This window comes from Herbinix luporum, from assembly GCF_900070325.1.
GTDB lineage: Bacteria > Bacillota > Clostridia > Lachnospirales > Lachnospiraceae > Mobilitalea > Mobilitalea luporum.
Genome location: NZ_LN879430.1, coordinates 1570561 through 1592520, shown reverse-complemented (window position 1 = coordinate 1592520; position 21960 = coordinate 1570561). Strand labels below are relative to the sequence as shown.

The window sequence follows — 21960 nt, the reverse complement described above, 5'->3', positions numbered from 1 at the left end:
TATGCGTAAATTAAAGAAATACAAGCCAACCGCCTTCATGGCCGAAGGCTCTTATTATGATAAAGATGCCGCAGATTATGCGGTTTCTTTTATACAAGCTCTTTCCCATACGAAAGGCTCCTGGGCAGGTAAACCATTTGAGCTAATTGACTGGCAAGAGCAGATTGTCCGTGACATATTCGGCATTCTTAAGCCTAATGGTTACCGTCAGTTCAATACTGCATATGTTGAGATTCCAAAGAAACAAGGCAAATCAGAACTTGCTGCAGCTATTGCTCTTTTATTGACCTGCGGTGACGGTGAAGAACGTGCCGAAGTGTATGGCTGTGCGGCTGATCGCCAGCAAGCATCGATTGTTTTTGAGGTAGCAGCTGACATGGTACGGATGTGCCCGGCACTGTCCCGGCGTGTAAAGATACTGGCTTCAACAAAGCGACTGATATATCTTCCAACCAACAGCTTCTATCAGGTGCTGTCAGCTGAGGCTTATTCCAAACACGGCTTCAACATCCACGGTGTGGTGTTTGACGAACTGCATACCCAGCCTAACAGGAAATTGTTTGATGTCATGACAAAGGGTTCTGGTGATGCAAGAATGCAGCCGCTATATTTTCTCATCACCACGGCGGGATCAGATACACAGAGTATTTGCTACGAAACACACCAAAAGGCGTTGGACATTATAGAAGGCAGAAAGCATGATCCTACTTTCTATCCCGTGATCTATGGTGCCAAGGAAGATGATGATTGGACTGATCCAAAAGTATGGAGGAAAGCGAATCCTTCCCTTGGAATAACGGTTGGAATTGATAAGGTTCGGGCTGCTTGTGAGAGTGCAAAGCAGAATCCGGCTGAAGAAAACAGCTTCAGACAGCTCCGACTTAATCAGTGGGTTAAACAAGCTGTACGTTGGATGCCAATGGCAAAGTGGGATGCCTGTGCATTCCCGGTTGATGCTGTCAGCTTAGAAGGGCGGGTATGCTATGGTGGGCTTGATCTTTCCTCTACAACGGACATTACAGCTTTTGTGCTGGTATTCCCGCCACAGAACGAGGAGGACAAGTATGAGATACTTCCGTTTTTCTGGATGCCGGAGGATAACATTGATCTCCGGGTACGTCGTGATCATGTCCAATACGACCTCTGGGTAAAACAGGGACACCTTATGACGACGGAAGGAAATGTTGTGCATTACGGCTTTATTGAAAGCTTTATTGAGCAATTCGGAATGAAGTATAACATCCGAGAAATTGCCTTTGACCGATGGGGAGCTGTTCAGATGACACAGAACCTTGAGGGTCTCGGGTTTACAGTCGTTCCTTTCGGACAGGGCTTTAAAGATATGTCTCCACCTACCAAGGAACTAATGAAACTGACACTTGAGCAGAAAATCGCTCACGGCGGCCATCCTGTACTCCGCTGGATGATGGATAACATCTACATTAAGACCGATCCGGCAGGAAACATAAAGCCAGATAAGGAGAAGAGTACAGAAAGAATAGATGGCGCGGTAGCAACCATTATGGCACTTGACCGCGCCATTCGTTGTGGACATGGAAGCAGTGGCGAGTCTGTGTATAACGAGAGGGGGTTAATAATTCTGTGATTACTTTGTATTCTTTGGCACATAACCTTTGCGCAGAGCGCTATCTCGGCGGTATGTTACGTTGCTTACAGAACACCCAAGTTCTTGAGCAGTCTCCCTTAGGGACATCTTCCTTTCGTAAATGCAGTCTACGACACGCTGCTCGGCCTCGGACAATTCAGCATTTTCAATTGGGAGATAGCCGTTTTTAACAAGCCAAGTATAGTATTTTTTGACCTGCGCCATGCTTACGCCGAGTTCTTTTGCTGTACCTGAATGCGTACCCCCTGCAAGATAAGATTTTAGGGCTTTTGCGTAGTTTTCATTTTCTGGCAGTGGTTTTAAAGGAGCATTATCTTCCGAGTGTGAAGATTCTTCGGCACTCAATCTTTGTATAATGCGTGTCTCGGCTTCTGAGAGTTCTTCCTTGATAATTTTAATGATTTGAGAAGTATCCATAGTATCAATTCCTTTCATTATTATCGTACATACTTGTGTAAGTATTACACTTACACTATAACACGGAGTTAGTATAGTGTCAATATCAAAAATAAAAAGTGGAGGAAAAATGCATGAGTTTAATAAAAGGACTTTTTCGATCACGTGATAAGCCTAAAAATCGTATCGGCAGTGCATTTTCGTTTGTGTTTGGCAGCACTACTAGTGGAAAGACAGTTAACGAACGGACGGCAATGCAATCAGCTGCAGTGTATGCCTGCGTGAGGATACTATCCGAAGCTATAGCCGGACTTCCGCTACACGTTTATCAGTACCGAATGGACGGAAGCAAAGAACGTATACCTCAACATCCGCTATACTATCTGCTTCATAACGAACCTAACCCGGAGATGACTTCATTTGTGTTCAGAGAAACACTGATGAGTCATCTTTTACTTTGGGGCAATGCCTATGCGCAGATTTTAAGGAATGGTCGCGGACAGCCTATTGCACTGTACCCACTGCTTCCTAACAAGATGGAAGTTAGCAGAGCTACAAACGGAGAACTGATATATACCTACCGCAGGGATTCCGAAGAAAGCCGGCTCAATCCCAACAGCGGAACAGTGATACTCCGCAGAGATGAGATACTCCACATACCTGGTCTCGGCTTTGACGGACTTATAGGATACAGTCCTATTGCTATGGCTAAAAACGCCATCGGCATGTCGCTCGCGACTGAAGAATACGGTGCTTCTTTCTTCGCAAACGGAGCAAATCCAGGTGGCGTACTGGAGCACCCTGGTGTAATCAAGGACATCCAGAGAGTCAAGGACAGTTGGAACAGCGCTTATCAAGGCAGCGGAAACGCCCATAGAATCGCTGTGCTGGAGGAAGGAATGAAGTTTCAGGCAATCGGTATTCCTCCGGAGCAGGCTCAATTCTTGGAGACACGAAAATTCCAGATTAACGAAATTGCAAGGATATTCCGTATACCTCCGCACATGGTGGGTGACCTTGAAAAGTCCAGTTTCTCCAACATTGAGCAGCAATCGCTGGAGTTTGTAAAATACACGCTTAACCCATGGGTGGTGCGATGGGAGCAGAGTCTTCAGCAATCGTTACTCTTGCCATCTGAGAAGAACTCAATCTTCATCAAGTTCAATGTTGACGGTCTGCTTCGTGGTGACTACCAGAGCCGGATGAACGGATATGCAGTTGGACGGCAGAATGGCTGGCTGTCAGCGAATGATATTCGGGAGCTTGAAGATATGAATCGTATCCCTGCTGAAGAAGGCGGAGACCTGTATCTGGTGAACGGTAACATGCTCCCTCTTTCAAAGGCAGGCAATTTTTATCAAAAGGAGGTTAACAGCCAATGAGGAAATTTTGGAATTGGGTACGAGATGAAACTACCGGAGAACGTACCTTATACCTCAACGGAGAAATTTCAGACGAGACCTGGTATGGCGACGAAGTGACGCCAAAGATGTTCAGAGACGAACTGATGGCAGGCACAGGTGACGTCACGGTTTGGATTAACTCGCCCGGAGGGGATGTGTTTGCGGCTGCGCAGATATATAACATGTTGATGGATTATACCGGCAAGGTCACAGTTAAAATTGATGGCCTTGCTGCAAGCGCCGCTTCTGTAATTGCAATGGCTGGCGGCGATGTATATATGTCGCCGGTATCCATGATGATGATCCATAACCCTTCGACAATCGCCATCGGTGATAGCGAGGAAATGCTCCGTGCCAAGGCCTTGCTGGATGAGGTCAAGGAAAGCATCATCAACGCATACGAACTGAAGTCAGGCCTTTCGCGAGCAAAGATCTCCCATCTCATGGATGCTGAGACATGGATGAATGCGAATAAAGCTATTGAACTCGGATTTGCAGATAAAGTTCTGTTCATGGAGAACGATGAGCGCATTCCTCTGGATACAGGACAAGGCCTTATATTCTCTCGCGCAGCGGTGTACAACTCTCTGCTTGGGAAGATGCCCAAGAAACCAAAACCGAAAACCGGTACCCCAATAGAGCAGCTGGAAAAGCGGCTCTTTTTAATTTCTCACTAATTTGAAGGAGGAACATCAAAATGAATAAGATTCTTGAACTGCGTGAAAAGCGTGCAAAGGCGTGGGATGCTGCAAAAGCGTTCCTTGACGCCAAGCGTGGCGGCGATGGGCTTCTGTCAGCCGAGGATACTGCTACCTATGAAAAAATGGAAAACGAAGTTGTGGCTCTGGGCAAGGAAATCGAACGTCTTGAGCGCCAAGCAGTAATTGATTTAGAGCTTTCCAAAGCTACCAGCAATCCTATTACAAATGCGCCTACCAAGGTGGCTGAGGAAAAGACTGGTCGTGCATCCGCAGAGTACAAAAAAGCTTTTTGGAGTGCTATGCGTACTCGTGCAGGAGAAGGACTTGATCCAACCGTAAGAAATGCCCTGCAGATCGGTACTGATTCAGAGGGAGGCTATCTGGTTCCCGATGAGTTTGAACGTACTCTTGTAGAAGCACTTGAGGATGAGAATATCTTCCGTACCCTGGCCAACGTTATCACCACTTCTTCTGGCGATAGAAAAATACCAGTTGTTGCTACTAAAGGTACTGCCGCATGGATCGACGAGGAAGGCACTATTCCTGAGAGCGATGACAGCTTTGGTCAGGTATCTATTGGGGCATATAAGCTGGGCACCTTGATAAAGGTTTCCGAGGAACTGCTGAATGACTCTGTGTTTGACCTTGAAGCCTACATCTCCAGAGAGTTCGCACGCCGTATCGGTAACAAGGAAGAAGAAGCATTTTTCACTGGCGATGGCTCTGGCAAGCCAACTGGTATTCTTGCTACTACAGGAGGAGCCCAAGTTGGTGTTACTACTGCAAGTGCAACGGCAATCACTATGGACGAGGTGCTTGATCTGTTCTACAGTTTGAAAGCACCATATCGTAACAGAGCAGTGTTTGTCATGAACGATGCGACTGTCAAGGCTATCCGCAAACTAAAGGATGGTCAGGGCCAGTACCTCTGGCAGCCGTCTGTTCAGGCAGGTACACCTGACACCATCCTAAATCGACCGCTTTATACTTCGGCATATGTGCCCACTATTGCTGCGTCGGCAAAGACTATTGTCTTTGGTGACTTCAGCTATTACTGGGTGGCAGATCGTCAAGGGCGTGTATTTAAGCGACTCAACGAGCTTTATGCCGTCACCGGACAGGTCGGTTTTGTCGCTACTCAGCGTGTAGACGGAAAGCTGATTTTACCGGAGGCTATAAAAGTTCTCCAGCAGAAAGCTTAACGGAGGTGCAGTATGAGCTATAACACTAAAAACTACACCGAACAAGGCGGAGAGAAAACTGTAATAGGCGGAACACTTGAAATCAAAGAAGGAGCTACAGTAACAGGACTTTCTGCCAATCCGCTTCTTATGGCAACCGAGGAGACTCTCGGCGGTGTAAAAGCTGCTGCCGCAGGCGAGAGTGACACCGTTGAAGTTAAAATAGGCGAAGATGGGAAGCTGTATGCTCCAGCGTATCCTACCGATGCTACAGAGCAAGCCGCAGGATTGGTGAAAATGGCTGCGAATCAAGCCGACAGTACAGCTGAGGACACAGCCACACTTGTAACGGACTTCAATGCGCTTCTCTCGAAATTGAAAGCGGCTGGATTAATGGTGCCTGACGAAGAGTGAGCGAAAGGGGGCGTACAGCATGGCGGTATCAGATAATCTTTTACCCAAGGTCAAAGCCAACCTTATCCTCACTCACGACACGGACGATGACCTTCTACTAAGCTTCATTAGAGCCGCTGTGTCCTACGCCGAGAGCTACCAGCACGTTACTGCAGGATGGTATGAAACACACACAATGCCGCCAACCACAGAACAGGCGATTATTATGCTGTCGAGCCATTTCTATGAAAGCAGAGATGGCTCGACAGCAGGCTTTTATGCGGATAACGTTCAGGCGGGGCAACAGGTATGGAATACGGTAAATTTGTTATTAAGGCTCGACCGGGAGTGGGGTGTTTAATGTGAGCTTTGGAAAGATGAACACATTCATTGATGTTATCAGCACAGCGCCTGCCAAGGACGCAGAAGGTTTCGCTGCCGAAACTGATACCATTCTTGCATCTGTTCGGGCGTATAAGGAGGATCGCCATGGCAGCGAACGATGGAGTAATATGGCGGTGTTCTCTACGGCCTCCTCCCTATTCAGGTTCAGAAAGATACCTAACCTGGAGATTACAGCTGGAATGATTATCACCTGCGCTGACGGTCGGTACCGGATACTCAGTGCAGAGGACGTTCGAGGTCGTGGTATGTATATCGAGGTTCTGGCCGAACGGTTGGAGCCGTCAGTGAGGTGAGATATATGGCAAAAGTCAGTATAAAGATGCCTGATGAATTCCTCCTGCGTATATCCAGACTTGGTGATCAGATAGACGTTATCGCACCACGTGTGCTCGAAGTAGGTGGCAAAGTTGTGTTGGAAAAGGTTAAGAGTAATCTTAGTACATCCATTGGCAAGGAAACAAAATACCCATCGAGAGCAACTGGTGAGATGCTATCATCTTTGGGACTTTCGGAAGCCAAGCAGGACAGGGATGGCAACTTCAATATTAAGGTTGGCTTTGCTGAGCCACGATCAGATGGAGAGAGCAATGCCAAGATTGCCAACATTATCGAATATGGCAAACACGGTCAGCCAGCCAAGCCATTTCTTAAGCCTGCACAGTCGGCGTCCCGGAAGTCATGCACCGAAGCCATGATTGCCAAACTGGAGGAGGAAATCGGCAAGTTATGAGTATTTTATCGGAACTAAATACCCTTATATCCGCCGTGCCACTTCCTGTGGAGACCGGCGTTTTTTCAGGTATGGCGCCGGATGAATATGTAGTCATTCTCCCGCTTTCGGACATTTTCGAAGTTCATGCAGATAACCGTCCTGGCTTTGAGGTACAGGAAGCGCGGATATCACTGTTTTCAAAGGCGAATTATCAGCTGCGTAAAAAGCAAATCATTGCTGCCTTGCTGAATGCAGATTTCATAGTAACCGAGCGACGGTATATCGGACACGAGGACGATACCGGCTATCACCATTATGCCATCGATGTGGCAAAAAACTATGGATTGGAGGAATAATGTATGGCAACCATCGGTCTTGACAGACTGTATTATTCAAAGATAACCGAAGATGCCAACGGCGAAGAAACATATGGAACACCTATTGTACTCGCTAAAGCTATTACTGCCGAGCTTTCGGTTGAATTAGTTGAAGCGATACTATATGCAGACGACGGAGCTGCTGAGGTAGTGAAGGAGTTCAACAGCGGTACGCTTACCCTTGGTATCGATGATATTGGACCCACTGTTGCGGCGGATCTGACTGGTGCAACTACTGATGATAATGGAGTTCTGATTTCAGCCAGCGAGAACTCCGGGACACCGGTCGCGGTGGGCTTTCGTGCACAAAAGGCTAACGGCACATACAGATATTTTTGGTTATACCGTGTGGTGTTTGGACTTCCAGCCACTAACCTGCAGACAAAGGCTGATTCGATCACCTTTTCTACACCTACCATTGAAGGGACAGTCATGCGCCGCAATAAGCTGGATGGTATGGGAAAACACCCGTGGAAAGCAGAGGTCACCGAAGGTGATCCAGGTGTATCATCCACTACTATTTCTAGTTGGTTTGCACAGGTATATGAACCAGTCTATACACCGGAGCCAGAGGAGGAGTGAGAAAATGGATAATGAACGAAACGCTGTTATCAATATTGGTGGAATGGAATTTGAGCTTATACTTACTACCAGAGCTACAAAGGAGATTGCACGCCGTTATGGTGGATTGGAAAATTTGGGAGATAAGCTGCTGAAATCAGAAAACTTTGAAATGGCTCTGGATGAAATAGTGTGGCTGATCACCCTTCTGGCAAATCAGTCTATCCTCGTTCACAACTTAAAGAACAAGGATAATCCTAAAGAAATTCTCAAAGAAGAGGATGTAGAGCTTCTGACTTCACCACTGGAACTGGCTTCATATAAGAGCGCTATCACTGAGGCGATGTTCAAAGGCACAAAGCGTAATATAGAAAGCGAAGAAGAAGCATCAAAAAACGTGGAAGTCGGGTAACAGACGATGAGGTCTTTACCCGACTTTACTATTACGGCACAGTGCAGATGGGCATGAGCGCAGATGAATTCTGGCTTATGCCCATCGGTCTGTTTCTTGACTTGTGGGCCTGCCATAAGCAGTGGCACGGTATCGAGAAGCCAAAGAAAACGATAACGATCGATGATATTATCCCGACGGGATTGTAGGAGGTGAAACGGTATGGCGGATAACTTTGGCCTGAAGATTGGTCTTGAGGGAGAGAAGCAATTTAAGGATGCCCTGCGGGAAATCAATCAATCCTTTAAAGTATTGGGTAGCGAGATGACACTCGTATCCAGTCAATTTGATAAGAATGACAAATCTGTTCAGGCGATTACCGCCCGAAATGCGGTTTTGAATAAAGAAATAGATGCACAGCGGGAGAAAATCGCTACACTAAAGGCTGCATTGGACAACGCCGCCGCCTCCTTCGGTGAAAATGACAGACGCACGCAAAACTGGCAGATACAACTGAATAAGGCACAGGCTGAGCTCAACGGCATGGAGGGTGAGCTGGCTGAAAACGAAAAATCACTCCGTGATGTGAATCGTGGGTATAACGATGCAGGACAAAAGGTTGATGAGTTCGGCAATGTCGTAGAAGAATCCGTTGATGATGTCGAGGAGTCCTCAAATAAACTTGAAAAACTCGGCTCGGCATTAAAAGGAATAGGTGTGGCCATGGGTGCCGCGTTTGCAGCTATTGGAACGGCTGCGGTTGGAGCGGCTAAAGCTCTCACCGATATGACTGTTGGTGCTTCACAGTATGCGGACGATATTCTCACCATGTCAACTGTTACCGGCATGAGTACTGAATCACTGCAAGCATATAAATATGCCGCCGAACTGGTAGATACCTCAATGGAAACCTTAACCGGCAGTATGGCGAGAAATATACGTTCCATGAACTCGGCTCGCGAGGGTACTGGTGCAGCTTCACAGGCGTACAAAGCACTGGGCATTTCTATAACCGATGCCAACGGTAACCTCAGGGATTCAGAAACTGTGTACTGGGAGACTATCGATGCACTAGGTAACGTAGCAAATGAAACCGAGAGAGATGCTCTTGCCATGCAGCTTTTCGGCAAGAGTGCCCAAGAGTTAAATCCTCTTATTGCACAAGGATCAGAAGGTATAAATCAACTTACCGAGGAAGCCAAGGCGATGGGGGCTGTTATGAGTCAGGAATCTTTGGAAGCCCTCGGTAAGTTTGATGATTCTATGCAGCGGCTCAAGTCTGGAGGTGAAGCAGCCAAGAATGCTCTTGGTATGGTGCTCCTCCCGCAGCTTCAGGTGTTAGCAGACGATGGTGTAAGCCTGTTGGGTGAGTTTACCCGGGGACTGAATGAAGCCAATGGTGATTGGACGAAAATCAGTGAGGTTATCGGCAATACCGTGGGGGGCATTGTAAATATGCTTCTGGAACAGCTGCCCGATATTATAGAATTGGCTTTGAGCATCGTAACCTCTATAGGCTCGGCGATAATTGATAACCTGCCCGTTATCGTAGACGCGGCCAGTAAAATTATAAATACACTCCTTCAGGCATTAGTAGGTGCTCTTCCGGGAATCACGGAGGGTGCTCTACAGCTTGTACTGGCGCTGGTCGACGGAATTATAGCCAATCTTCCTGCGATAGTGGAAGCGGCAGTCCAGATGATAGCGACACTTGTTACCGGCATTGCTAATGCGCTGCCTGAGCTCATCCCGGCAGCTGTTTCTGCTGTAACTCAGATTGAGACGGCTCTCATAGAAAGCCTGCCGCTGCTGCTTGATGCGGCACTTCAGCTGATGCTTGGCTTGGCCCAGGGTATTGTTGAAGCTATACCGGTGCTTATTGAGTCGCTTCCTGCAGTAATTGATGCGATTATCGGATTTGTCACAGGCGCCATTCCTCAAATCGTGGCAGTCATACCGGAGATTGTGCAGGCATTGGTTACGATGATAACTGAGAACATACCTCAAATTGTGCAGGCGGGTGTAGCTCTTTTCGTGTCTCTTGTGCAGGAGCTTCCATCCATAATTACACAGATACTTGAGGCAGTGCCGCAGATTATTGACGGAATCGTTGGAGCAGTACTAGATGCTCTGCCCCAGATTGTGAAAGCAGGTATTGAGCTTTTAACTTCCCTTGTGGATGCTTTACCAGAGATCATTGATGCGATCGTGGAGGCAATACCTGAGATTATCGACAGCATTCTTGCCGCCGTGTTTGAAGCAATACCTTTGATCGTGGAAGCAGGCATCAAGCTGCTGGTTGCACTTATCCAGAATCTGCCGAAGATCATTACTACTATTGTGGCAGCTATACCTAAAATCATAACTTCACTTGTGAGTGCCATAGTTGGAAACATTGACAAGATCATTCTTGCAGGCGTCCAGCTGCTGGTCGCTTTGGTAGCCAATCTGCCGACAATCATTGTGGAGGTTGTCAAAGCAATTCCGGAAATCATTGTCGCCATAGTTGGGGCAATAATTGAGAATATTCCCGAGATGGCTAAAGCTGGTCTTGACCTCATTAAAGGGTTGTGGCAAGGCATAAATGACGCCGCTGCATGGCTGTGGGAAAAGATATCCGGTTTCTTCGGAAATGTAATGACCAAGATCAAGAACTTCTTCGGAATACACAGCCCATCTTCCCTGTTTGCAGAACTGGGTAGCAATATGGGGCTCGGCATAGGTGTTGGCTTCGAGCAGGCGATGGATCGCGTCAGTGAAGACATGAGAAAGGCTATTCCTACAGACTTCGAGGTTGATGCAGGGCTTAATTTGGCAGGTTCATTATCTCGAGGGGCAGGGGCTCTCGGAGCGAACGGAACCGTTATAAACCAGAGTATTTCCGTAGTTACACCTAAAGCCCTGTCCGAGAAGGAACTGGCACGGGAGTTTAAGAACCTGTCCCGCAAACTAGCCCTGGCATATTGAGGAGGTCGGCACATGGAGTTAACATACACGAACGCGGACGGCGAGAGCATTACACTTAAACAAAGCCGTCCGTATTTTCTTACTAAAATTGATGGTACGGGCAATATCCGTCAAACCATAAATACCTTCAAGGCACCGGATCAGGATGGTGCTTTTTATATCTCCTCCACTTTGGATATGAGAAACATTACATTAGAAGGTACGGTTATTGCGGTTACACCTGATGAAGCATACGAGCTTCGAAAGCACTTTTTAAATATATTCAGCCCGAAACTAAGAGGCACGCTTCTTTACAGAGAACGGCAGATTGCTTGTATTGTGGAGGAGGCTGGGTTCACAGTATCCACCCGACATCGAATACCGAACTTCTTTGTTAGTTTGCTCTGTCCATCGCCGTTCTTTGAAACACCTGACGAGGTGCGGCAGGAGTTGGCATCGTGGATACCGATGTTTGAGTTTGCACTGGAGATACCTGAAACAGGCATGGAGTTTGGGATGCGCCAGCCAAGCCAGATTATAACTGTGAACAACATCGGTGATGTAGCTTGTGGCTGCGAGATTGTGTTCCGGGCGCTCGGAACGGTCATAAACCCTGAGCTTTTAAATATAGATACCGGCGAGTATATACGCTTACTTACCACAATGAATGCCGGTGATGAAGTAAGGGTATACACCCACTTTGCTGGGAAACGCGTGGTTAGTGTGGATGGCTCAACAGAAACAAACGCCTTTTCGTTATTGGATACAGGTTCAACCTTTTTTCAGCTTGCTGCTGGGCAAAACATCCTGCGTTATGATGCCACAGTTAATATGGAACTGCTTGAAGTCAGTCTTTACTATCGACCGCAATTTCTGGGGGTGTGAGTATGGAGTTATATGTTTTTAATTCAAGCCGGCAACTTGCTGGTATTGTAGAGTCTTTCGAATACCTGCGTTGGACGCGGCGCTACTCTCAGTGCGGTTCTTTTGAACTAAAAGCTATAGCCACACCGGAGAATACTGCACTTCTTAAGGCTGGTAACATTCTTTGGAAGAGTGATGATGAAGAAGCCGGTATTATAGAGCATTTAGAACTGTCCCAAACCGACAGTGAAATCATCACAGCTACCGGACGATTTGCTACCTCTTTCCTGGCTCGTCGCATTATCTGGGAGACAGAGTCTCTCACAGGTGACCTGTCATCTTGTGTGGAACAGCTTCTTAATAAGAACCTTATTAATCCTTCCGATCCAGCACGACAAATTACGGGTATTTCATTCTTATCGCCGTTTCTTGATGTGCCAATAAATACACAGATCTCGTATCGCAACCTGATGGAAGCGGTTACAGAGCTTTGTGATGCTTCGGGTATCGGAATTAAGACTGTATTCACACCGGCACAGGGGACATTTACGGTAACGCTGTATAAAGGTACAGCTTCTCAAGCAGTGTTCTCTAAGGAATATGAGAATCTGACAGAGCAGACATACACAGAAAGCGCTGCGGATTATGCCAACACTGCTCTTGTCGGTGGCGAAGGAGAAGGGTCTGAACGTACATTTGTCGCTATTACCGGCGGTTCTGGAGAGGATCGCCGTGAGATATTTGTTGATGCCAAAGACCTGCGAAAGGATGATTTCGGTACAGACTACGCTGAAGCATTGACCTTCCGAGGGCAGAGCAGGCTCAGTGAATTGGCCATACGTTATTCCTTTGATGTGTCTGTCAATCCACACGGTAACCTTGTCTACAAAACAGATTTTGACTTAGGACAGACTGTCAAAGTAATCTCAAAGCCTTGGGGCGTGTCAATGTCAACCCGTATCATGGAAATCGAGGAGACATACGATGCAACTGGCTTAAGCATCGGTGTGACGTTTGGAAAGTCGGTGCTTTCCATTGCACAGAAGCTCAACTCTGATATGAGCCAGGTTAAAACAGCCCTGCAAGCCCCGTCAGGAATATCCGAGGTGGTAGAAGTCTTAGGTGACTTAGAGGATGTAAATCCGAAGATTCAAGGAGACACCGTTACAGATACAATTAACAATCTATTCGGTAAACTTCCTGCTCTTGAGGTAAATGTAGGTGAAGGAACCATTTCTATCGGTCAATATGCCATGCACCATATGGTTCCCGGGGATACCATTTATTTCACCTCATGGAGCGGAAATAAGTTCAGCGACCAGCCAAGTGACGATGGACATATCTTTTTAGTGAAGCATAATGGCGATAACACAGGAAATGGATACCAGCGGGCTATGGGCTTTTTCATTAGCAGGAACACCATGACGTTTTATGTAATATCGGTTTTCTTGTATAATAACCCGTCCGGCCAGGCTAACTGGTTGAGTTTTCCCCTTGGTAATCTCACAGATATTGCAGCCGCAGTAAGAGGAAGCACTTTTGCGTCAAGTATCAACAATGTTTACAATGCACCTGTATCAGGTGCGAGAATAGCTAACGGTGCTGTCACTACAGAAAAGGTGGCGCAGGAAGCTGATACATCCCTCACTTACTCACTTGGTAGTGGCGTGACCATGGGCTATAACATGTCATTTGTAAATAAGGGTGTTATTTCAATCGGGATGCAGATTAACGTAGGGGCTTCGGGAGTTCCCTCCGGCGGAACGCTTCTAACAATAACAAACCCGAACTTTTACCCCTACTCGACTGTACGTTCTGTTGCGATTACGGTCGGTGGTAGTGGTACTAGTATGCCGATTACGATTAACGCAAACGGTGTGGTGGCGAACGCCGCCGCTTCCACATTGCCTACAGGGTTTTATATTATATCTTGCTCTTACGCGAGAGCTTAACAGGAGGAAATCAGTATGGAGAAAAGCGGTTTCTTTAACTCATCTGACGGAGACAGGGTCTATGACGCGACGGATTTTGCAGCGTATTTCGGGAGCCTTGTCTCTAATGGGATATTTTATACCACTCCTACAAACTTGCAGGTATCGCCCGGTACCGGTTTAGCGGTGAGCGTGGCAGCAGGAAGTGCATGGATTAATGGTTATAGGTATGAAAATACTGATGCCATGGATATTCCACTTGCTACTGCAAACGGTAGCAATCCTCGCATTGACAGAATTGTGGTTCGGCTAAGCATGATCAACCGGAGTATTCAGCTAGCTGCTGTTACTGGAACTCCTGCAGTTACACCAACTGCACCGGCACTCACAAGAACAACTGATGTATATGAGCTTTGTATTGCAGACGTTTTAGTGCCTGCAGCTGCAACATCTATAGCTGCGAACAATATCACGGATACACGGTTGAATACGAATCTATGTGGCCTGGTGAATTCCCTTGTATCGGCGGTATATGAGTGAGGTGACTTCTTATGGCAACTTATCAAGCCATTAACGCATGTACATGGAGAAACGGAAGCTGGATTCCAGGAGTTACGCCAAATGTAAGGCAAGGAGTATATACACAGGCTAACAACTATGAGAATGTTGGTGTCATGGTTTTTGATCTAACCAGTATTAGGAATACCTATGCCGGATATTATCCCACATCTGCCAGCCTTCACTTAAATCGCGTGGCAGCAGGTGATTGGGGTTCTGCCAGAACCATGACGCTTTATGCAGGAAATCAATATGGAATTCCAGCTGTTGGATCTAATTCAAATGTATCTGCAAGTAGACCTGTAAAGGTAACGACTGGATATAATTACACTATTCCGGCGGGTCAAGGCGCAAAAGATATTACTATTTCCACTGCCCTGATAGACTCAATCGGGAGCGGAGCCAGCAACTGCTTGTTTATTGATTGCGGCTCTAGCACCGTTAATTATATGGGTTTTACAGGCAGAGATGATTTAAGCAAGATTGTACTGACCATCAACTGGGCAAGCCGTACAACAGCCTGTGGGGCACCAACTTCCTGTTCAGTAAGTAGCACACTCTCTGAAGGTGGTATCACTTTATCATGGAGCGGCGCAAAAAGTGGAACAAACAATGCAATAACCGGTTACGAAATTCAATATAGCGAATCGACGGATAATGCTACATGGGGTGAGTGGATACCACTTACTATTGTTTCTACGTCTGCCACCAGCGGAAGTGTTGCAACTTCACCGTCCTCCACAAGAGGCAATTACCGTAGATTCCGGGTACGGACACGTGGAGCGGCAGGAGCGAACTATTATTCTGGCTGGAAGGTATCAACGAATTCTGTCAGAAGAAATACAGTACCAAGTCCACCCACCACTGCAGTTGCTTCACCTTCAAACTACAGTAACGAGACCATTACACTGACATGGAGCGGAGCTTCTGGCGGAACCAGTGCTATCAAGGGATACCAGATTGCTAGTAGGACATCCACGGATAACAGTACATGGAGTTCATGGAATGTTTTAGCCACTCTAACCTTGTCTTCAAGTGGTGGCAGTTATACACCAAATGTATCAAGAACTCCAGGCACATATACGCAATTTGGTATTTGGACGATAGATAATCTCGATGTTTTCTCATCAGAGAAGATCAGTAACAGCATCTACTGCGATATTACTGCCTGTGCAGCGCCAACTTCTTGTACAGTAAGTGCCACGGTGGCTGAAGGAAATATAACTTTATCATGGAGTGGTGCAGCAAGCGGAGCGGGCAATGCCATTACATCCTATGAAATACAATACAGTGACTCTGTCGATAACAGCGCATGGGGCGATTGGATGGCTTTAACTACAGTGAATACATCTGCTACAAACGGCAGTTTGAGTGTCAGCCCACCTACCACGCGAGGCAATTACCGCCGATTCCGGATAAGGACTCGCGGAACAGCTGGTGAGAGCTTTTACTCTGACTGGAGGATATCGAGCAATAGTGTCCGAAAAAACGTACTGCCTATACCGCCATCATCCTTTACTGCTTCCCCTGTCATTTATGAAATCAACACTGTTACTCTCTCATGGAGCGGTACGGTACTAGGAACCAGTGCCATAAAACAATATGTCATCCAGAGATCTACATCTTCAGATGGTACGAACTGGTCTCCATTTGAGGCTTTAGCGATTGTTCCTTCAAGCGCGACATCCGGAACTTACGAGACAAATGCGTCTTCAATAGCCGGAATGTATACCCGGTACCGAATTGGTGTAACGGATGTATTGGATGCAGTTTCTGCTTATGTACTTAGTAATGCTGTAAAGAAAAATAGTCCACCCGCAGCACCAGTAGTCAGCTGCCCGATGTCAGGCAGTTCGACTTATAACACTACACCACGCTTTATGATTACTACGGGCAACGAGCCGGATGGACAGCTTCAAATTGTTGAAGTAAGGATTGATTTAGGTGAATGGCACAACAGTGTCGATAATCCCGAATTTTTCTCCGTGAGTGGTTACCTTGGAAATGGTGTCAAAACAATGTATCAGGCAGCAACGCTGGCTCCCGGGAACCATACCGTTACCTTCAGATGTCGAGATAGTGACATCGAGTCAGCAAGTTCGGAGGTTACTCGAACATTTACGGTACTGCCGTCACCTTTTGAAGTGATTACCGAAAACCTGACACATGTGAAAGCAGCACATATTCAGACCCTTAGAACTGCAGTGAACACGGTACGCAATTATCACTACTTGACACCGATAAGCTGGAACGAGGAAATCATTGTTGGAAAGACCACTATAAAGAATTGGCCATTCCATATTCTTGAGATTAGAAAGGCTATTGAGCCGGTTATTACAATGATTAACGGTTTCGATGATTCATCTACTTTTGATGTGCCGCCTGTCACGTGGCTGTCCATTGGAAGCGGAAGACCGAGAGCAGATGTGATGAACCAGCTTTATGACTTGCTATTGACTCTATAAGCCTTCATTTTTACAAGCACTCTTACAACCAATGGGAGTGCTTTTCTATATACAAATTTGGACTGGAGGTATTGATCATGAAAACGATATGGACATGGATTCAGACAGCGCTCACGGTTATCGGGGGCTTTCTTGGATGGTTTTTGGGCGGACTAGATGGCTTCCTTTACGCCCTTGTCGCTTTTGTTGCCATTGATTACTTTACTGGAGTTATCTGTGCAATTATTGATAAGAAGCTGTCAAGTGAAATTGGGGCAAAAGGTATCTTTAAAAAGGTACTCATCTTTGTGCTGGTGGGTATCGCTCACATTTTAGACACTCAGGTATTAGGAAGTCAGAACGGAGGTGCTCTGCGAACGGCGGTAATTTTCTTCTATTTAAGTAATGAGGGTATTTCTATTCTTGAAAACGCAGGACATATTGGGCTGCCCATCCCTGATAAACTCAAAGCTATTCTTCAGCAGCTTCATGGGCGTGATGAGGAGCCACCATCGGATGGTGATGGAACATGATTGACTTAACAAAAGTTGCAACGGTGTTTATTGGACGGCGTGGTGAGCATCATTTCCGTAAAATAGAGTTTGATGTCTCAAGCTTGCTTGGTGATGAATATCCAGGTACGGCCTTAAACGCAATATACAAAAGGCCTGATGGAATTGCTTATCCCGTTGTCACAAGCTATGCCGATGGTGTTTTGACATGGTCTCCCAACTCTGCCGATACAGAGATTGTTGGTGTAGGACGTCTTGAGATAAGGGTAGTACAAGGTGAAGTAGTCGGGAAAAGTGTACGAATACTCACTATCGTTGAGGAGGCTCTTGCTGACGGTATAGTCGAACCACCGGAGCCTCCCGCACAGGAGTGGTTAAATCAGGTTTTGTCAGCTTTAGCTGCGCTCGATGTCGATGAAATAAATAGCTTACTAAACCAAATTTACAACCTATTAAACAGTAACTATGCGCTACTCAATACCACGCACGGTCTTTTAGTCAGTGCCACATCTCAGATTGGTGATACCTACAATCTGCTTGGAGAAACAAGGAACACACTCTACCAAAGAACAGGAATACTACTCAACCATTGGCATCCAGTGGAAACAGCTACTGCTCCAGATATGGCAAGTCGCAGAGCGGCCATAACATTTTCAAACATAGTAGACGGCAACAATTTTGTACTTGGCCCAGTAACATATACTTTTGTCACAGTTTTGGGCAGCCCGGCTGATAATAATGCCCAGGTGCTTATACAAGAAAATCTACGCAATACCGTTAAGAAGCTTGCTGAAGCCATAAGAGGTGCCCAAGATGATGCAAACATAGCCTACGGCACAGGGACAGATCCCCATCCAACTTGTACTGCTTATTGGACAAGTCAGAGGTTTTCTGTTGGTGATAGTACCATCGCCCCCGGCGAGAGTCTGTTCTTACTTGAAAAAGCTGAGAATGTGACCACTGCCTTGCCGATGACTACTACCGCTGTTGCAAGTATCAATGCTTTTACTCGTGCTCCACATGTGAGATACGTTCTGTCCGGAAATGTCTCCGGTGCAGGTGGCACCAATAGCACCAGAGGGCCTTTACACACAATACTGCCTATTGGAAGTGTAGTTATTGGAGGACAAGGGGGAAATCTCTCACCGACAAGATATGACTGCCATTTGATAACCCTTTGCCGACAATCGGATACAAGCGAAAAGGAGCTAGACCTGTATATTTCAAACGATGAACAGAACTTCACCAGAATCTGTCGCAGTACGCCAATCGGAGCAGACAGCAGTGCTGAAGCTCAGCATGTTCAGATTGAAATGCGGCAGGCCCGGGTTCCTGTAGGATATGGACTGTATATTCGTATGGGAAGCAATGGCACATCATCAACCGCATATTGCGATCTGAAATTTACCTACCACCTGTACCCGGCAGACCTATAATCATGCTATTAATTGAGGTGATAAGTGATGAATTTACGAAAACAAATACTTACTAACAATGCCTGCTTTAAGGCAAACAGGACAATAACGCCGAAAGGTATCATGGTTCATTCAACTGGGGCTAACAATCCTTGGTTGAAGCGCTATGTAGCACCTGATGATGGCCTGTTGGGTAAAAATCAATACGGCAATCACTGGAATCAAGACAAACCCGATGGTCGACAGGTTTGTGTTCATGCGTTCATAGGCAAGTTGGCAGATGGTTCAATTGCAACCTATCAGACATTGCCATGGACCCATCGTGGCTGGCATGCTGGAGGTGCAGCGAATGATACCCATATAGGTTTTGAAATATGCGAGGATGGATTGACCGATGCCTCGTATTTTAATGCGGTTTATAAAGAAGCGGTAGAGCTTTGTGTTTATCTTTGCAAATTATACAATCTAACTGAAAAAGATATTATTGGCCATTATGAAGGCTATCAAAGAGGAATCGCAAGTAATCATGGTGATCCGAAAAACTGGTTTCCTAAGCATGGAAAGAGCATGGATACATTTCGTGCAGATGTAAAAAGCCTCTTAAGTGAAGGAGCTAAATCTGGAGAAACAGAGAAAAAGAAATACTACCGCGTTCAAATCGGTGCTTATTCCGTAAAAGCCAATGCAGAGGCCCAGCTTGCCAAAGCGAAAAAGGCTGGCTTTACGGATGCGTTTATAAAGTATGATTAACACTTTTACCTATGACCTGAGGAGTGTAATAGCTCTTCGGGTCATTTTTTTTGCTCTTTAGGGGTTCGAATCATTAGGGATTTTTGCATATAGGTGCAGGGGTCTCCCTGTAGAAATGGAGGTTACCTATATGCAGATTACTAAAATTACAGATAAACAAGATCTACTATTAAATCCAAAAAGGAAATATCTAAGTGCTGAGGCTCTTCAAAGAGAATTTGATTATTATAGGGCAGAAAAGTTGCTACATCAAATGCTTGATAAGGGTTTTATTTCAAAGGAAGAGTTCAACAAAATTATGCTATTAAACCGTGAAACTTTCTCACCTATGTTAGCACAGATAATGCCCGATATTCCTTGATATACTGGGCGTTCAGAGGTAATATGTGACCTACCAAAAAGGAGGTGAGTCGATGAAAAAGATAACAAAAATAGACGGGAATAAGGGTACATCAATTATCAAGCCAAAATTACGAGTAGCTGCTTATTGTCGTGTTTCTACGGACAGTGATGAACAGTTAGTGAGCCTAGAAGCACAAAAATCCCATTATGAGACTTACATAAAGGCAAACCCAGAATGGGAATATGTTGGCTTGTATTATGATGAGGGGATCAGTGGGACCAAAAAAGAAAACCGGTCAGAACTTCTTAGAATGCTATCAGATTGCGAAAACAAGAAGATTGACTTAATTATTACAAAGTCCATTAGTAGGTTTGCAAGAAACACAACGGATTGTTTAGAGATGGTTCGTAAGCTGTTGGATCTGGGTATTTACATCTATTTCGAGAAAGAGAATATCAATACCCAGTCAGTGGAAAGTGAGTTGATGCTTTCTATATTAAGTGGACTTGCAGAAAGCGAGTCCATTTCCATTTCGGAAAACAACAAATGGGCAATACAAAGGAGATTTCAAAACGGTACTTTTAAGATTTCATACCCACCATATGGTTATGACAACATTGATGGTCAAATGGTGGTAAACCCTGAGCAGGCAGAAATCGTGAAGTATATTTTCGCAGAAGTATTATCGGGCAAAGGTACACAGAAAATTGCAGATGATCTTAATCAAAAGGGCATCCCCCCTAAAAGAGGTGCTCGTTGGACTGCTACTACAATTCGAGGGATATTAAAAAATGAGAAATATACTGGGGATGCTATTTTGCAAAAGACTTATACTGACAGCCATTTTAACAGGCACACCAATTATGGTGAGGAAAATATGTATCTAGTAGAAAACCACCATGAAGCAATTATCAGCCATGAAGATTTTGAAGCTGTAGATGCCATTCTCAATCAAAGGGCAAAGGAAAAAGGCATCGAAAAGCGCAACAGTAAATATCTAAACCGATATTCTTTCTCTGGCAAAATTATCTGCTCGGAATGTGGCAGTACCTTTAAAAGACGGATTCATTCATCCGGTCCAAGAAAATACATTGCTTGGTGCTGCAGTAAGCATATAAGCAATATAACGGAATGTTCTATGCAGTTCATTCGAGATGAAGATATAAAGACTGCATTTGTTACGATGATGAATAAACTCATATTTGGTCAGAAGTTCATATTAAGACCACTTTTGCAGGGGTTACGTAACCAGAACAATGCAGCGAGTTTTCGTAGAATTGAAGAGTTGGAAACTAAAATTGTAAACAACATGGAGCAGAGCCAGGTACTGACAGGTTTAATGGCCAAAGGGTATCTGGAACCTGCTCTGTTTAATAAAGAAAAGAATGCACTGGAGGCAGAAAGAGAAAGGTTTCTTGCCGAAAAGGATCAACTTACTCGTTCCGTCAATGGCAATATTGCAAAGGTAGATGAGGTTGACCGTCTGCTTAAGTTTGCCACTAAGTCCAAAATGCTCACAGCTTATGAGGATGAGTTGTTTGAAGATTACGTAGAGAGGATTATTGTCTTTTCACGGGAGGAAGTCGGTTTTGAATTAAAATGTGGAATCACATTGAGGGAAAGGTTGGTGAATTAGATGGGTCACACACCATATGGATATAGAATTGAAGATGGAGAGGCTGTTGTGGATGAAAAAGCATCAGAGCAGGTAAAAGAATTGTATTCAGGATATTTGGCAGGCCTTTCTTTAAAGGATGCTGCTAAACAAGCTGGAATAGACTGCTACCATGCCACAGCAAGTAAGATGTTGCAGAACAAGCACTACCTTGGCGATGAATTCTACCCTCCAATTATTGATGAGGAGACATTTGAAAAAGCCAAAGTAGAAAAACAAAAACGAGCAGAAAAGCTCGGAAGGATATGGGAGCCTAAAGATGAACCGGTAAGGGATTACCCTGTAAAGTTCAAAGTAAAACCTCTGGTGCAAAAATATGAAGACCCATACAAGCAGGCGGAATATGCCTACAGTTTGATAGAAAGTGAGGTGTAA

The 21960-nt window shown here is 45.6% G+C and carries 23 protein-coding genes; 22 read left to right on the top strand and 1 reads right to left on the bottom strand.

Annotation, left to right across the window (positions count from 1 at the left end; all coding sequences use genetic code 11):
• Window position 1: 1 nt before the first annotated feature.
• Window positions 2–1606 carry a terminase large subunit gene (locus SD1D_RS07430; RefSeq protein WP_058258337.1) on the top strand — a complete coding sequence of 535 codons (1605 nt, stop codon included), beginning with the start codon at window positions 2–4 and terminating at the stop codon, window positions 1604–1606.
• On the opposite strand, the gene SD1D_RS07425 is transcribed toward SD1D_RS07430, so the two are convergent.
• Window positions 1607–2044, bottom strand: coding sequence for a sigma factor-like helix-turn-helix DNA-binding protein (locus SD1D_RS07425; RefSeq protein ID WP_058258336.1), 438 nt, complete (start codon window positions 2042–2044; stop codon window positions 1607–1609).
• A gap of 113 nt (window positions 2045–2157) precedes the next feature.
• Here SD1D_RS07425 and SD1D_RS07420 point away from each other — a divergent pair, with 113 nt between their 5' ends.
• The 21 genes from SD1D_RS07420 to SD1D_RS07320 all read left to right on the top strand — a co-directional run bounded on the left by SD1D_RS07420 (window position 2158) and on the right by SD1D_RS07320 (window position 21960).
• Entirely contained in the window at window positions 2158–3405 is a 1248-nt protein-coding gene (locus SD1D_RS07420) for a phage portal protein (protein ID WP_058258335.1), read from the top strand.
• Window positions 3402–4103, top strand: a complete 702-nt coding sequence (locus SD1D_RS07415; RefSeq protein ID WP_058258334.1) for a head maturation protease, ClpP-related — start codon at window positions 3402–3404, stop codon at window positions 4101–4103. The genes SD1D_RS07420 and SD1D_RS07415 overlap by 4 nt, the downstream gene beginning before the upstream one ends.
• Before the next feature lie 20 nt (window positions 4104–4123).
• Complete coding sequence (locus SD1D_RS07410; RefSeq protein WP_058258333.1) at window positions 4124–5329, top strand: phage major capsid protein; 1206 nt, start codon at window positions 4124–4126, stop codon at window positions 5327–5329.
• Between the two features lie 12 nt (window positions 5330–5341).
• Complete coding sequence (locus SD1D_RS12555) at window positions 5342–5722, top strand: head fiber protein (RefSeq protein ID WP_058258332.1); 381 nt, start codon at window positions 5342–5344, stop codon at window positions 5720–5722.
• A 19-nt stretch (window positions 5723–5741) separates the two neighbouring features.
• The gene (locus SD1D_RS07400; RefSeq protein ID WP_058258331.1) at window positions 5742–6062 is read left to right on the top strand and encodes a head-tail connector protein; all 321 of its coding nucleotides are present in this window, start codon (window positions 5742–5744) and stop codon (window positions 6060–6062) included.
• 16 nt (window positions 6063–6078) lie between these two features.
• Window positions 6079–6399, top strand: a complete 321-nt coding sequence (locus SD1D_RS07395; protein ID WP_330398661.1) for a head-tail adaptor protein — start codon at window positions 6079–6081, stop codon at window positions 6397–6399.
• A 5-nt stretch (window positions 6400–6404) separates the two neighbouring features.
• On the top strand, window positions 6405–6836 hold the full coding sequence (locus SD1D_RS07390; protein WP_058258329.1) for an HK97 gp10 family phage protein: 432 nt from the start codon (window positions 6405–6407) through the stop codon (window positions 6834–6836).
• Window positions 6833–7174 (top strand): hypothetical protein, encoded by a 342-nt coding sequence (locus SD1D_RS07385; RefSeq protein WP_058258328.1) that lies wholly within the window; start codon window positions 6833–6835, stop codon window positions 7172–7174. The genes SD1D_RS07390 and SD1D_RS07385 overlap by 4 nt, the downstream gene beginning before the upstream one ends.
• Before the next feature lie 3 nt (window positions 7175–7177).
• Window positions 7178–7777: a major tail protein gene (locus SD1D_RS07380; RefSeq protein WP_058258327.1), complete on the top strand. Its 600-nt coding sequence runs from the start codon at window positions 7178–7180 to the stop codon at window positions 7775–7777.
• Between the two features lie 4 nt (window positions 7778–7781).
• Complete coding sequence (locus SD1D_RS07375) at window positions 7782–8168, top strand: hypothetical protein (protein WP_058258326.1); 387 nt, start codon at window positions 7782–7784, stop codon at window positions 8166–8168.
• A 201-nt stretch (window positions 8169–8369) separates the two neighbouring features.
• Complete coding sequence (locus tag SD1D_RS07370; protein WP_087758848.1) at window positions 8370–11114, top strand: phage tail protein; 2745 nt, start codon at window positions 8370–8372, stop codon at window positions 11112–11114.
• 12 nt (window positions 11115–11126) lie between these two features.
• Complete coding sequence (locus tag SD1D_RS07365; protein ID WP_058258325.1) at window positions 11127–11978, top strand: phage tail family protein; 852 nt, start codon at window positions 11127–11129, stop codon at window positions 11976–11978.
• A 2-nt stretch (window positions 11979–11980) separates the two neighbouring features.
• Entirely contained in the window at window positions 11981–13909 is a 1929-nt protein-coding gene (locus SD1D_RS07360; protein WP_058258324.1) for a siphovirus ReqiPepy6 Gp37-like family protein, read from the top strand.
• Window positions 13910–14074: 165 nt separating this feature from the next.
• A complete protein-coding gene (locus SD1D_RS07355) occupies window positions 14075–14428 on the top strand; it encodes a hypothetical protein (protein WP_242955203.1) in 354 nt (117 codons plus the stop codon).
• 11 nt (window positions 14429–14439) lie between these two features.
• Entirely contained in the window at window positions 14440–16911 is a 2472-nt protein-coding gene (locus tag SD1D_RS07350; protein ID WP_058258322.1) for a phage tail protein, read from the top strand.
• Between the two features lie 77 nt (window positions 16912–16988).
• Window positions 16989–17423, top strand: coding sequence for a phage holin family protein (locus tag SD1D_RS07345; RefSeq protein WP_058258321.1), 435 nt, complete (start codon window positions 16989–16991; stop codon window positions 17421–17423).
• Window positions 17420–18838, top strand: a complete 1419-nt coding sequence (locus SD1D_RS07340) for a hypothetical protein (RefSeq protein ID WP_058258320.1) — start codon at window positions 17420–17422, stop codon at window positions 18836–18838. The genes SD1D_RS07345 and SD1D_RS07340 overlap by 4 nt, the downstream gene beginning before the upstream one ends.
• Window positions 18839–18865: 27 nt before the next feature.
• Window positions 18866–19567, top strand: a complete 702-nt coding sequence (locus SD1D_RS07335) for an N-acetylmuramoyl-L-alanine amidase (protein ID WP_058258319.1) — start codon at window positions 18866–18868, stop codon at window positions 19565–19567.
• A gap of 130 nt (window positions 19568–19697) precedes the next feature.
• Window positions 19698–19928 (top strand): SHOCT domain-containing protein, encoded by a 231-nt coding sequence (locus SD1D_RS07330; RefSeq protein WP_058258318.1) that lies wholly within the window; start codon window positions 19698–19700, stop codon window positions 19926–19928.
• A gap of 52 nt (window positions 19929–19980) precedes the next feature.
• Entirely contained in the window at window positions 19981–21546 is a 1566-nt protein-coding gene (locus tag SD1D_RS07325) for a recombinase family protein (protein WP_058258317.1), read from the top strand.
• Window positions 21547–21594: 48 nt separating this feature from the next.
• Window positions 21595–21960 (top strand): recombinase family protein, encoded by a 366-nt coding sequence (locus SD1D_RS07320; protein WP_330398583.1) that lies wholly within the window; start codon window positions 21595–21597, stop codon window positions 21958–21960.